The sequence below is a fragment of the Saccharothrix sp. 6-C genome (assembly GCF_016695385.1).
In the GTDB taxonomy this organism is placed as follows: Bacteria; Actinomycetota; Actinomycetes; order Mycobacteriales; family Pseudonocardiaceae; genus Actinosynnema; species Actinosynnema texasense.
In genome coordinates, this window is sequence record NZ_CP064192.1 from 8,458,324 (window position 1) to 8,470,746 (window position 12,423).

The 12,423-nt window shown below is 72.4% G+C and carries 14 protein-coding genes; 7 read left to right on the forward strand and 7 right to left on the reverse strand.

Annotated features, from left to right (window positions below):
• Positions 1-64: 64 nt before the first annotated feature.
• On the forward strand, positions 65-1,252 hold the full coding sequence (locus IOD16_RS36925) for an amino acid deaminase/aldolase (RefSeq protein WP_201438038.1): 1,188 nt from the start codon (positions 65-67) through the stop codon (positions 1,250-1,252).
• Between the two features lie 6 nt (positions 1,253-1,258).
• On the opposite strand, the gene IOD16_RS36930 is transcribed toward IOD16_RS36925, so the two are convergent.
• Positions 1,259-1,873: a TetR/AcrR family transcriptional regulator gene (locus IOD16_RS36930; protein ID WP_123744801.1), complete on the reverse strand. Its 615-nt coding sequence runs from the start codon at positions 1,871-1,873 to the stop codon at positions 1,259-1,261.
• 119 nt (positions 1,874-1,992) lie between these two features.
• On the opposite strand from IOD16_RS36930, the gene IOD16_RS36935 reads away from it, so the two are divergent.
• From IOD16_RS36935 to IOD16_RS36945, 3 genes are read left to right on the forward strand one after another with little or no spacing between them, the layout of a single operon-like run.
• Positions 1,993-3,237 carry a glycoside hydrolase family 1 protein gene (locus IOD16_RS36935; RefSeq protein ID WP_236594596.1) on the forward strand — a complete coding sequence of 415 codons (1,245 nt, stop codon included), beginning with the start codon at positions 1,993-1,995 and terminating at the stop codon, positions 3,235-3,237.
• Positions 3,234-4,457, forward strand: coding sequence for an MFS transporter (locus IOD16_RS36940; RefSeq protein WP_201438040.1), 1,224 nt, complete (start codon positions 3,234-3,236; stop codon positions 4,455-4,457). Before IOD16_RS36935 ends, IOD16_RS36940 begins: the two co-directional genes overlap by 4 nt.
• Before the next feature lie 27 nt (positions 4,458-4,484).
• A complete protein-coding gene (locus IOD16_RS36945; protein WP_123744798.1) occupies positions 4,485-5,276 on the forward strand; it encodes an SDR family NAD(P)-dependent oxidoreductase in 792 nt (263 codons plus the stop codon).
• A 301-nt stretch (positions 5,277-5,577) separates the two neighbouring features.
• Here IOD16_RS36945 and IOD16_RS36950 read toward each other — a convergent pair whose 3' ends face one another.
• Both IOD16_RS36950 and IOD16_RS36955 read right to left on the reverse strand, forming a co-directional pair.
• Positions 5,578-5,940 (reverse strand): hypothetical protein, encoded by a 363-nt coding sequence (locus IOD16_RS36950; RefSeq protein ID WP_053714584.1) that lies wholly within the window; start codon positions 5,938-5,940, stop codon positions 5,578-5,580.
• A 13-nt stretch (positions 5,941-5,953) separates the two neighbouring features.
• Positions 5,954-6,280: a hypothetical protein gene (locus IOD16_RS36955; RefSeq protein ID WP_236594597.1), complete on the reverse strand. Its 327-nt coding sequence runs from the start codon at positions 6,278-6,280 to the stop codon at positions 5,954-5,956.
• A gap of 270 nt (positions 6,281-6,550) precedes the next feature.
• Here IOD16_RS36955 and IOD16_RS36960 point away from each other — a divergent pair, with 270 nt between their 5' ends.
• The 3 genes from IOD16_RS36960 to IOD16_RS36970 all read left to right on the forward strand — a co-directional run bounded on the left by IOD16_RS36960 (position 6,551) and on the right by IOD16_RS36970 (position 9,164).
• The gene (locus tag IOD16_RS36960; RefSeq protein ID WP_231647967.1) at positions 6,551-7,873 is read left to right on the forward strand and encodes a helix-turn-helix domain-containing protein; all 1,323 of its coding nucleotides are present in this window, start codon (positions 6,551-6,553) and stop codon (positions 7,871-7,873) included.
• A gap of 19 nt (positions 7,874-7,892) precedes the next feature.
• Complete coding sequence (locus IOD16_RS36965; protein WP_123748219.1) at positions 7,893-8,783, forward strand: aminoglycoside phosphotransferase family protein; 891 nt, start codon at positions 7,893-7,895, stop codon at positions 8,781-8,783.
• A gap of 96 nt (positions 8,784-8,879) precedes the next feature.
• Entirely contained in the window at positions 8,880-9,164 is a 285-nt protein-coding gene (locus tag IOD16_RS36970; protein WP_201438042.1) for a hypothetical protein, read from the forward strand.
• 46 nt (positions 9,165-9,210) lie between these two features.
• On the opposite strand, the gene IOD16_RS36975 is transcribed toward IOD16_RS36970, so the two are convergent.
• From IOD16_RS36975 to IOD16_RS36990, 4 genes are read right to left on the reverse strand one after another with little or no spacing between them, the layout of a single operon-like run.
• The gene (locus IOD16_RS36975) at positions 9,211-10,005 is read right to left on the reverse strand and encodes an NmrA family NAD(P)-binding protein (RefSeq protein ID WP_123744795.1); all 795 of its coding nucleotides are present in this window, start codon (positions 10,003-10,005) and stop codon (positions 9,211-9,213) included.
• Between the two features lie 38 nt (positions 10,006-10,043).
• Positions 10,044-11,066 (reverse strand): copper resistance D family protein, encoded by a 1,023-nt coding sequence (locus IOD16_RS36980; RefSeq protein ID WP_201438043.1) that lies wholly within the window; start codon positions 11,064-11,066, stop codon positions 10,044-10,046.
• Entirely contained in the window at positions 11,063-11,626 is a 564-nt protein-coding gene (locus IOD16_RS36985) for a copper resistance CopC family protein (protein ID WP_201438044.1), read from the reverse strand. The genes IOD16_RS36980 and IOD16_RS36985 overlap by 4 nt, the downstream gene beginning before the upstream one ends.
• The gene (locus IOD16_RS36990) at positions 11,623-12,378 is read right to left on the reverse strand and encodes a YcnI family copper-binding membrane protein (protein ID WP_201438045.1); all 756 of its coding nucleotides are present in this window, start codon (positions 12,376-12,378) and stop codon (positions 11,623-11,625) included. Before IOD16_RS36990 ends, IOD16_RS36985 begins: the two co-directional genes overlap by 4 nt.
• Positions 12,379-12,423 lie beyond the last annotated feature (45 nt).

The window sequence follows — 12,423 nt, forward strand, 5'->3', positions numbered from 1 at the left end:
CGGATGTGACGCGTTCCACGAACCGTAGGTGAAAGCTATTCACCTTTCAAGTACGGTGAGGCCCATGCAGCACCGCACGCGCCTGGACGTCGCGACGGAGGAGCACGACCCCCCGTTCGCGATCGTCGACCTGGACGCCTTCGACAGCAACGCGGCCGACCTCGTGCGCCGCGCGGGCGGGCGGCCGATCCGGGTGGCGAGCAAGTCCGTCCGGGTCCGCGCGCTGCTGGAGCGGGTGCTCGCCCGGCCCGGTTTCGCGGGCGTCATGTGCTACTCGCTGGCCGAGGCGCTGTGGCTGTCGTCGGTCGACCTCGCCGAGGACCTGCTGGTCGCGTACCCGACCGTCGACCAGGCGGCGCTGGCCGAGCTCGTCAAGGACGACCGGGCGCGGGCGCGGATCACCATCGTGGTCGACTCGACCGCGCACCTCGACCTGGTCCACGCCGTGCTCGGCCCCGACCACCCCGAGATCCGGGTCTGCCTGGAGCTGGACGTGTCGTGGCGACCGGTGCCCGGCCTGCACATCGGTCCACGCCGGTCACCCGTGCACACGGCCCGTGAAGCGCGCGCTCTGGCCGAGGCGATCGTGCGCCGGCCGGGGTTCCGGCTGGTCGGCGTGATGGGGTACGAGGGGCAGATCGCGGGCCTGGGCGACCAGCCGCCGGGCAAGCCGCTGCGCGGCGCGGCCCTGCGCTGGATGCAACGGCACTCCGCGGCCGAGCTGGTCGAGCGCCGCGCCACCGCCATCGCCGCCGTGCGCCAGGTCGCCGAGCTGGAGTTCGTCAACGGCGGCGGCACGGGCAGCCTGGAGATCACCGCCGCCGACCCGTCGGTCACCGAGCTCGCGGCCGGGTCCGGGCTCATCGGCCCGACCCTGTTCGACGGCTACCGCGGCTTCCGGCCCAAGCCGGCCGTGCTGTTCGCGCTGCCGGTGGTGCGCCGGCCCAAGCGGCACGTGGCCACGCTGTTCTCCGGCGGCTACATCGCCTCCGGCACCGCGACCCCCGACCGTCAGCCCAGCCCGTACCTGCCGGTCGGGCTGAAGCTGCTGCCGATGGAGGGCGCCGGCGAGGTGCAGACCCCGGTGGTGGGTCGGGCGGCCGACTCGCTGCGCCTCGGCGACCGCGTGTGGCTGCGGCACGCCAAGGCGGGCGAGCTGGCCGAGCGGTTCACCCACTACCACGTCGTGCGTGGCGACGTGGTGGAGCGGACCGTGCCCACCTACCGGGGCGAAGGGCACTCCTTCGGCTGAACCGGCCTAGCTGGGAAGCCGGGTCGACAGGTACCCGCGGACGAGGGCCTTGGCCTCGTCCAGGATGCGCTGGTCGCCGGCCGGGTCGCGGCGGAACGCCAGGTTCAGCACGCCGTCCGCGGCCTCGACCGCGATCGAGATCGGCAGCTGCAGCTCGGTGAGCGGGATGTCGAACTTGGCCGAGATCATCTCCGCGAGCCGGTCGGAGATGACCGTGTTGTTGTCGCGCCGGTCGTCGAGCAGCCGCATGTCGACCACGTCGCCGAAGTGCAGCTTCGAGAACGCCGGCACCTCGCGGTGCATCGAGACGTACACGTCGAAGATCGAGTCGACGGCGTCCCACCAGTGCGCGAGGGTCGTCGAGGTGAACCGGCCGTCCACCGTCTGGATGAACTTCTCCAGGTTGCGCAGGGTCAGCGCCTGCACGACCGCCCGTTTGTCGGGGAAGAACTGGTAGAGCGAGCCGACCGCGACCCCGGCGCGCTCGGCGATCAACGTCGTGGTGACTCCGTCGTAGCCGACCTCCTCGATGAGCTGTGCGCAGGCCTCGAGCATCCGCTCGACGCGCTTGGCGCTGCGCTGCTGCACCGGCTGACGGCGCAGCGGGGTCGTACTGGTCACGGCGACTCCTGCTGAGTGGGTGGCGGGCCTCCATAGTGCCCGGTAATGGACCTTTCCACTTCACTTCACGGCGCAACACGCCTACGATCCGAATCACTTTCATGTTCTGGGAGGTTCGCGTGAGCGTGTCCGATGACTTCCTGGGCGCCGACGACCTGCTCTGGGGCGTGTCGACCTCCGCCTTCCAGATCGAGGGCTCGTTCACCGCCGCCGGCCGGCGACCGTCCACCTGGGACGGGTTCCCGGCGTTCGGGGGTGACGACGCGTCCGTGGCGTGCGACCACTACCGCCGCTACCGCGAGGACGTCGGCCTGATGAGGTCCCTAGGCGTGGGCGCCTACCGGTTCTCCGTGTCGTGGCCGCGGGTGCTTGCGGGCGACCTCGCGTTCTACGACCGGCTGGTGGACGAGCTGCTCGCCGCCGGCATCGCGCCCGTCGCCACGCTGTACCACTGGGACACGCCGCTGGCCGTGGAGCAGGCGGGCGGCTGGCTCGACCGCGACACCGCGCACCGGTTCGCCGAGTACGCCGAGCGGGTCGCCGCGCGCCTGGCCGACCGGGTCGCGATGTGGATCCCGATCAACGAGCCCGCGATGGTGACGCTGCTCGGCTACGCCACCGGGCAGCACGCGCCGGGCAAGGCGCTGCTCTTCGACGCCCTGCCGACCGCCCACCACCTCAACCTGGCCCACGGGCTCGCCGTGCAGGCGCTGCGTTCCGCCGGAGCGCGCGCTGTGGGCACGGCCAACAACCACACGCCCACCTGGCCCGCCTCCCCGGCCGACGCGCCCGCCGCCGAGGCCTACGCCGATCTGCACAACTGGCTCTACGCCGACGCGCAGCTGGCCGGCCGCTACCCGGACTCGCTGGCCGACCGCTTGCCGATCGTGGACGGCGACCTGGCGATCACCTCCGCGCCGCTCGACTTCTACGGCGTGAACTACTACAACCCGACCCGGCTGCGGCTGCCGTCGGAGGGCAACCCGCTGCCGTTCGAGCTGGTGGACGTCGACGAGTACCCGAAGACCGGCTTCGGCTGGCCGGTCGTGCCGTCCGGGCTGTCGGAGATGGTCTCCCTGCTGCGGGATCGCTTCGCCGACCTGCCGCCGGTGTACGTGACGGAGAGCGGGTGCAGCTACCCGCACTCGCTCCAGGACACCGAGCGGATCGCCTACCTGGACGCGCACATCGCGGAAGCCCTGAAGGCGGGCGTGCGCGGGTACTTCGTGTGGTCCTTGATGGACAACTTCGAGTGGGACTCGGGGTACTCGCAGCGGTTCGGCCTCGTCCACGTCGACTACGCGACGCAGGAACGCACCCCGCGTGCCTCGTACGAGTGGTACCGCGATCGGATCAGGCGATGACCGCGGAGGCGTTGGCGGAACCGGTCGTCCCGGTCCGCCGGGCGTGGATGACCTGGCTGTTCCTGGCCAACCTCGGCCTCTGGCTGGCCATCTACGCGCCCATCCAGGTGCTGCTGCCGCAGCAGGCCGAACTGCTCGACTCCACCGCCAAGGAAGCCGTGTTCGGCCTGGTCACCGGCGTCGGCGCGCTCGCCGCACTGGTCGCGAACCCGCTGATCGGGCTGGCGTCGGACCGCACCACGTCCCGGTTCGGCCGGCGGCACCCGTGGACCCTCGCGGGCGCGCTCCTCGGCGCGGTCGGCCTGGTGGTGCTGTCGTCCGCGTCCTCCGTCGGCGTGATGGTCGTCGGGTGGTGCCTGGTGCAGGCCGGGCTCAACGGCATGCTCGCCAGCCTCACCTCCGCCGTGCCCGACCGGGTGCCCGTGCGGCAGCGGGCCAAGGTGGGCGGGCTGGTCGGCGTCTCCCAGATGCTCGGCACCGTGCTCGGCGCGATCGTGGTGACCGTGCTGGTCAGCGGCCTGGCGAACGGGTACCTGGCGTGCGCGGCGCTGGTCGTGGCGGGCGCGCTGGCGTTCGTGCTGATCACCCCGGACGCCCGCCTGCCGCTCACCGCCCGGCCGGCGCTGCGGTGGCGCGAGCTGTGGGTGTCGCCGAGGCGGCACCCGGATTTCGCCTGGGCCTGGTGCGCGCACTTCATGATCAACCTGGGCAACGCGTTCGGCACGCTCTACCTGCTGTACTTCCTCGGCGACGTGGTCCGGCACCCGGCGCCCGAGGACGGCCTGCTGGTGCTGATGCTGCTCTACGGCGTGGCGCTGGCGATCGGCGCGTTCGCCGTCGGCGCCCACTCCGACCGCACCGGCCGGCGCAAGCCGTACGTGCTGGTGGCGGCCGCCGTGATGGCCGTCGCGGCGTTGCTGCTGGTCGCGTGGCCGACCTGGCCGGCCGCGCTGGTCGCCGCGCCGCTGCTCGGGTTCGGCTTCGGCGCGTACTGGGCGGTGGCGCTGGCCCTGCTGACCCAGGTGCTGCCCGCCGCGTCGGACCGGGCCAAGGACCTCGGCGTGCTCAACATCGCCAACTCGCTGCCCCAGGTGATCGCGCCGCTGCTGACGACGTTCGTGCTGGCGTCACTCGGCGGGTACCGGGGGTTGTTCGCCGTGTCGGCGGTCGCCACGCTGTGCGCGGCGGTGTTCGTGACCAGGGTCCGCTCGGTGGCTTGACGCGTTCGACGGCTTGGAGGAGTTCCGGTGCGGTTGGCGGGTAGGACGGTCGTGGTGACCGGGGCGTCGCAGGGCATCGGCGCGGCGACGGCCGCGACGCTCGCGAGGCGCGGTTCGGTTGTCGTGCTCGTGGCACGCAGCGGTGAAGCGCTCGACGAGCAGGTCGAGCGGATCACCGCGACCGGCGGGCGTGCGGTCGCCCTGACGGCCGACCTCGCGGACGTCGACCGGATCGGCACGCTCGCCGAACGGGTGATCGCCGAGGTCGGCGTGCCGGACGTGCTGGTCAACAACGCGGGCGTCGGCCGCTGGCTGTTCCTCGACGAGACGCCGACCGCCGAGCTGGCCGGCATGATCGCCCTGCCGTTCACCGCCGCGCTGCACCTGACCAGGGAGTTCCTGCCCGGCATGCGGGCGCGCGGCTCGGGCCGGGTGGTCAACGTCAACTCGCCGGTGTCCCGCCTGCCGATCCCCGGCGCCACCGGGTACGCGGCGTCCCGCTACGCGCTGCGCGGGATGACCGCGGCGCTGCGGATGGACCTGCGCGGCACCGGCATCGGGGTGAGCGAGGTCGTGCCGGGCAAGGTGAGCAGCCGCTACTTCGCCAACAACCCCGGCGCCGAGGAGCGGATCCCGAGGCTGGCCAGGGTGATCCCGACCGTGACGCCGGAAGCCGTCGCGGCCCGGATCGCCGACGTGGTGGAGCGGGAGCGGGACGAGGCGGTGTTCCCGTGGCAGCTCAAGGCGTTCGACGTGGCCGGCCGGCTGTTCCCCGGCGTGACCGGGTACCTCACCTGGCTGACCGGCACCCACCGCTGAGCGCCGGACCCGACCGGACGGGCCGGAACGTGCCGACGGCCCCGATGTCCGCGCGGGAGGTGCGGACATCGGGGCCGAAGTGGTGCCCGCGGACCAGTGTCGGTCGGGGAGGGAAGGTGTGCACAACACCGGCCCGCGGATGTCTGTGTGGTTGTCGAGCTGCGGTCGTCGAACTGGTGGGGCTTTCAGCTGGCCGGCGATCCGTTCGTCGCGGTCGGGGGTTCGCACGTCCCGGACCGCCGGCCAGTAGGCGGGTGCTCGACCTGGTCGCGTCGGGGGAACGACAGGTCGGGGCCGCCCGTTAGTGGGCTCGAACCACCATTCCCCGGCGCGAACGCGTGACAGGAGGCGTCACCGGCGCCGATCGGAGGTGTCGAGCCGGGCGCGGGGCCAGTCCGCCCGCGACCAGGTGTTCGTACGCGGCGCGCCACACCGAGCAAGGGCTCTTCTGCTGCCGCCACCGTCCGGAGCACTCGGGGCAGTTGCCCTTCTCGTCCGGTTCGTGCGCGGCGAGCAGGGCCCGCCACCCCTCGGTCAGCCGAGGGAGCTCGGAACGTGCCACCGACAGGAGGGACGGGGCGTCGGCCTCGTTGGCCAGCTCCGTGAGCAGGTCCAACCGCTCCCACACCGCGTTGCGAAGAACTTGTCCGAGGATCTCGTCCACCGAAACGTCACCGTCACCTTTCCGCCTGCTCGGCGGCCTCACGTAGCGCGGCCCTGAGTTGTACGAGTTGGTCGGCCGAAAGGACCGCCGTCTCACCGGGAGGACCGACCAGGACCACGCGGCCCCGGTCGACCATCACGGTGAGGCAGCGCTCCCGGTCGACCACGTCGCTGCAGCGAATCCGCCACCAGCGACGTTGCCCGGTCGTGCCGCGCCATCCGGAGCCGAGGTCGGTCGACTCCCGGACAGACAGGGTTGCGGGAGAGGGGGGCGTGGCGACGGCAGGCGCTGCCGGCCCACCCGGGGTGGTCACCGCCCGCTCGATCAGGTCCACGACCATGTTCCTCTCCGTGCTCACTCGCTTACCGGAACCCAGATTGCGATGATTCAACCCGGATCGGGACGTCATAGCGCTGGCCGGTGGTCGTTCCACGGTAAGCGGTCAGTGGAGTTCGGCAGGGCCGATCAGCCTCGCCGATCGGTACTTCTCGCAGTCGGGGGAGTGCCCCTACTCTGCCGTTGACGCCCAAAGGACTGTGAGGGGGCGCAATTGAACACCATCGGTTCGCCAAGCTCTCCTGTTACCCCAGACGTCTGGGACCAGCAGGAGATGCGCGACGCACTGGCCAGACGAGAGATCAGCGCGGTCTACCGGCTGCTCCGACGGCACGGTGTGTCGCAGCGCCAGATCGCGGCGCTGACGGGCCAGTCGCAGTCCGAAGTCTCGGAGATCCTCAAGGGACGCCAGGTCATGGCCTACGACGTCCTCGCGCGGATCGCCGCGGGCTTGGGCGTGCCCAGGGGGTACATGGGCCTCGCTTACGACGAGGCCACGGCAGTGAGGGTGGCCGCCACGGCGGAGTCACCCCATTCTGAGGAGGACGAGTCGGTGAAGCGAAGGAAGTTCCTCGCGCACGCCGCCGCCATCACCGTCGGCGCGGCCGTGTTCGGTACGGACTCCGGGTCTTGGGCTTCGTCGCCCGCGCAGACTCCGGCCCCTGGCCGCATCGGCATGACCGACGTCCGACAGGTCGAAGCGGCCACCAGGGCGTTGCGCACGCTCGACTACCAGTACGGCGGCGGCTCGTGCCGCGACGCGGTGGTCGCCCAGCTCTCGTGGGGCCAGCAGATGCTCGGCGCGAACGCGACCGACCTGGTCAAGGAGCGCCTCTACGTCGCGCTCGCCGACCTGCACAACCTGGCCGGGTGGACCTCGTTCGACACCGGCCTGTACGACTCGGCCCGCAACCACTTCGGCCAGGCGCTCGGCCTGGCGAAGCAGGGGCGCAAGGAAGAGCTCGTGGCCAACATCCTGTACCGGATGGGTCGCGTCTACCTGCACCAGAACGCGCCGGACGACGCGTTGAAGGTGTTCCAGCTCGGCCAGCTGGCCGCGCAGAACTCCGGCTCGGAGCTCGCCGTCGGCATCCTGTGCGCCAACGAGGCGTGGGCCTACGCGAAGATGGGCTCCGACGACCAGGCGCTGAAGCTGCTCGGCCGGGCGCGCGACGAGTTCGCCCGCGCCAACATCGGCGAGGCGCCCGCGTGGGCGAAGTTCTTCGACGCCAACGACCTGTCCGCGATGATCGGCACCGTGCACACGGAGCTGGCGCAGACCGTGGACTCGAAGTACACGCGCACCGCGGTGCCCGCGCTGACCAAGGCCATCGGCGGCTACGGCGAGGACATGACCCGCAGCCGGTCGTTCAACCTCACGTCCCTGTCGATCAACCACCTGCTCGACGGCGACATCGACCACGGCGCCCGGCTCGGCCGGCAGGCGATCGAGCTGTCCGAGGGCCTGAAGTCGGTCCGCACGAAGGACCGGATGAAGCCGTTGCAGCACGAAGCCGAGAAGCGCCGGAACAACCCGGACGCCCGCGAGCTGGCCGAACGCCTTGCCAAGTTCACCGGCAACGACAGCGCGGCCTGAGCCGCGGGGCGTCGGCGTCCTGGACGGCAGGTTCACCTCCGCCGCGTTGACCGCCGTGCTGGAGCGGCTGTGCGCCGAACTGGGGTTGGCGCACCGGGGCGCGCGGCTGGTCAAGTTCACCAGCAACGCCGTGTTCGACCTGCCCGTCGACCGGGTGGTGGTGCGGATCGTCGGCTCGACGACGCTGCGCCACCGCGCGGCCAAGGTGGTCGAGGTCGCGCGGTGGCTGGCCGAGCACGACGTGCCCGCCGTGCGGCTGGTCGAGGACGTGCCGCAGCCGTTGGCGATCGGCGACCACCTGGCCACCGTGTGGCACGCGGTGCCCTCCGGCGGCAGGCCCGTCGACGGCCGTGACCTGGGCCGGGTGCTGCGGCAGGTGCACTCGCTGCCCGCGCCGGGGTTCGAGCTGCCGCGCTGGACGCCGCTGGACGACGTGCGCCGTCGCCTCGCCGATGCCGAGGAGCTGTCCGCGCCGGACCGCCGGTTCCTGGAGGACCGGTGCGCCGAGGCCGACGACCGCCTGGCCGGGCTGCGGTTCGCGCTGCCGCCGGGCGTGGTGCACGGCGACGCGCACCTGGGCAACCTGATCCCCAGCCCCGACGGCCCGGTGATCTGCGACTTCGACTCCACCAGCTTCGGACCGCGCGAGTGGGACCTGAGCACCCTGCCGGTCGGCGTCGCCCGCTTCGGCCACTCCGCCGAGTGGTACCGGCAGCTGGCCGACGAGTACGGCTTCGACGTCGTGCGGTGGCCCGGGTTCCCGGTGTTGCGCGAGGTCAGGGAGTTGAAGCTGACCACGAGCGTGCTGCCGATCATGCGCAGCCACCCGGGTGTGCGCGACGAGCTGCACAGCCGGCTCAAAGCGTTGCGCGCGGGCGACACCACGACCCCCTGGACCCCATACCGCTGACGCGGGGGGCGTGGGGGAACGAATCGGTAACACCCGGCGCGCGTTGGACGACTGAGGCATCGAGGGATGGCGTGACGGGGTCGGCGAGGTGTGCGAGTGGTCGGGAAGCTGCCGGTGTTGCGGCGAAGGCGTGCCCTGCGGGCCGCCCGCATGTTGGACGAGGTCGTGGACACCCAGTTGCCGTTCCTGGCGTCGTTCGACGAGCAGCGGCGGCGCCGCTCGGCGACCTACCTGGCCGAGCTGGTGAAGCTCGCGCGTGACTACCGGTACTTCGCCAACGGCTGGATCGACGCCAAGGAGCTCGAACGGCGTGGCCAGGACGCGATGGCGGCGCTGACCCGGCTGCGCGAGGACACTTCCGCCCGACCGATCACCGACTAGGGCGTTCGGCGCAGCTCGTCGCACCGAACGGACCACTCGTCGACGATCAGTCGCGCCATGCGCCCCCTTCCCAGGCCTGGACCGCGTAGTCGTGGAAGCTCTTGGGTTCGCGTCCGGCGACCCGCGCGACGGTGTCGGTCGGCGCGCCGTCCCCCAGCGCGTCCCACGCCCGGATCTGCTCCTCCGCCACGTCGGCGGGCACGACGGCCCGGTAGTCGTCGGGGGTGCCGCGGAACCGGACCCGCCGGCCGGTGACCCGGGCGAGCACGGCCAGCGCGTCCGGGAACGACAGCGACTCGGGGCCGGTGACCTCGTACACCTCGCCCTCGTGCCCGTCCTCGGTCAACGCGGCGACGGCCACCGCGGCGATGTCGTCCGCGTCCACGAACGCCTGCTGCTTGTCGCCCAGGGGCAGCACCAGCTCGCCGGCGAGCACCGCGGGGCGGAAGAAGCCCTCGTCGAAGTTCTGGTCGAACCAGTCCGGCCGCAGCACGGTCCACCCGACGCCGGAGCCGCGCACCAGCCGTTCGGCGGCGAGCAGCCGTTCGTCCCGCATCTCCGCCACGCCCCGGGTGGACAGCAGCACGAACCGCCGCACGCCCCGCGCCACGGCCTCGGCCACGAAGCCCGGGTCGACCGGCAGCTCGTGCGGCGCCATCAGGTAGACCCGCTCGACACCGGTCAGCGCGCCCGCCCACGTGCCGGGGTCGGACCAGTCGAAGCGCACCTCGCCCCGGCGTGAGGCCCGGCGCACGGCGTGGCCCGCCGCGGTGAGCCGCGCGGCCACCCGCCTGCCCGTCGAGCCGGTGGCTCCCAGCACCAGGATCGTCGAATCAGCCATGGGCGGACCCAACCACAGGGGTCCGACAATCGCCCCGGTCAGGCGACCGGGGCCCGGGAGAGCACGACCGCCAGGCCGAAGGCGATGCCCATGATCGCCAGTTCGACCGCGGCCCAGCCGACGATCGCCGTCGTCTTGTGCTGCGCGATGTGCGGCAGGAACCGCCACCGGATGTTCGCGCCCAGCACGGCCAGCAGCGCGGCGCACGCGACCTTGCCGATCAGGACCAGGCCGTACGAGGTGGTGAAGAGCGAGCCCGGCAGGCCGGTGACCGGGTTGAGCGCCAGTTCCAGCAGCCCGTTGAACAACCCGGTCACCGTGACCAGGACCAGCGCGATCGTGGCCAGCTTCGAGAACTTCGGCAGCGCCTCGGCCAACAGCCCGCGGCGGTGCGCGACCAGCACCACCAGCGCCGCCAGGCCGCCGGTCCACGCCGCCGCGCCGAGCACGTGCAGCTCCATCGAGATCATGGAGTAGTCGTGGTACTTCCAGTTCGACGCGTGGCCGGTGACCGGCAGCGGCAGCAGGCCGAACATGGCGATCAGGATGCGCAGCTCCGCCGGCACCGACTCGCCCCGGCGCACGGCCATCACGCCGATCCACAGGTACACCAGCGCGCACACCGCGCTGAACAGCAGACCCTGGCCGGCGCCGATGCGCTGCACGTAGTCCACGACCATCGGCATGGTCAGCTCCGCGTCCGGGCGCGTCTCGTACGCCCGGATCACGATGGACAGCAACGCGGTGAACGCCCACACCGCCGCCGCGACGACGGCGGCGGGCCGGGCGACGCGCATCACCGGTTCGGTGATGGCGGGCCGGCTGAACCCGAGCAGCTTCGGCAGCAGCGAGAGGCCGACGACGATGGTCGCGGACAGGTCCAGCAGGGTCCGCACCAACGGGTGCGCGAACCGGAACACCACCCCCGGCTCGGCCACGCCCACCGCTTCCGGTGTGGTGGACAGGCCCAGGCCCAGGAAGACGCCGACGGCTCCGCCGGCGAGCAGGCCGCCGACGACCCAGTGCCGGTTCGCGGTGGTGGTGGTCCGGTTCGCGGTCATCGCCCGCTGCGCCCCTCGGCGTCGTCCGCCGAGCCGCCGCGCAGCGCCAGGAACGCGCCGCCGCCCAGCAGCACCGCCGCGCCGACGATCCACACCCAGATCGGCACGCCGCCCCCGCCGGACGACGTGGAGCCGGAGCCCTCGGCGTCCGACGCGGCGGGCGCGGGCGTGCCGCTGCCCGCCGTCGTCAGGGTGAACTTGAGCGACCCCGTCACCGGGTGCCCGTCCGCGGAGAGGACCCGGTAGCCGACGGTGTACTCGGCGGCCGGGCCCAGCGGGCGGACCGGGAAGACGACGCTGTTGTCCTTGACCGTCGGCTCGCCGTCCGCTTCCCAGCGCGTGCCCTCGGGCCCGGTGACGGTGACGGTGTTGAACTTCTCACCGGCCTGCACGGGCTGGTCGAAGGTCAACGTGATCGTCGCGGGCCCGGCCGCCAGCTGCGACCCGTCCTTGGGGTCGCTGCCGACCAGCACGTTGTGCGCGAACGCCGGTGCGGCCGTGCCGAGCGCGACCGCGCCCGCGACCAGGCCGGTCAGCAGCAGCGAGACGACGCGCCTCATGCCGTCGGCTTGCCCGCGCGGCGGGACCGCAGCACGGCGCCCGCGCCCAACCCGAGGCCCAGCGCGCCGACCACCAGGCCGGCGCCGCCCAGCCAGCGGGCGGTGTCGTCGGTCGCGCCGGCCGCCGTGGCGTCGTGGTCGTCGGCGACCGCCGTCGCGGTGGCCGTGCCGTGCTCGTCGCCGCCGGTCTTGGCGACGAGCTTCAGCACGGGCGCGGGGCGTTCCGGCTCGTCGGCGCCCTCGGCGGGCGGCGGGGTGCTCCAGTCGACGACCTCGCCGCTGTCGTAGGTCTGCTTGGTGGGCAGGACCAGCTGGTCGGTGTTGTCCGGCAGCGGCCCGATCGACAGGTCGAACTCGTTGAACTGGCCGGGCTCGATGCGGCTGCCCGGGTCGGCGGTCCAGGTGACCGTGCGGACGGCCTCGGTGACCTCGCGGCCGTGGCTCTTGACCGGCGTGGCCAGCTTCTCCTTGACCGCCTCGACCTTCCAGCCGGGCGTCGGCCTGGTGCTGACCGAGGCCAGCGGGTACTCGGCGGGCAGGGTCAGCTCCAGCTTGACCGTGCCCGAGTCGGGGCGTTCGTTGGGCACGCGCAGCGTGACCTTGGTGTACCCGCCCTGCACGGCGTCCTTGGGCGTGGACGCGGTGACGTGGGCGGACGCCAGGCCCGCGGTGGTCAGCGCCAGGATCGCGGCGGCGCCGAGCACGGCGCCGCCCTTGGCGAGCGAGCGCGCGCCAAATCGCTTTGTCGACATGAAGTTGTGGCTCCTGAGACCTGAGGTGGTGTGCTGGGGACCCGG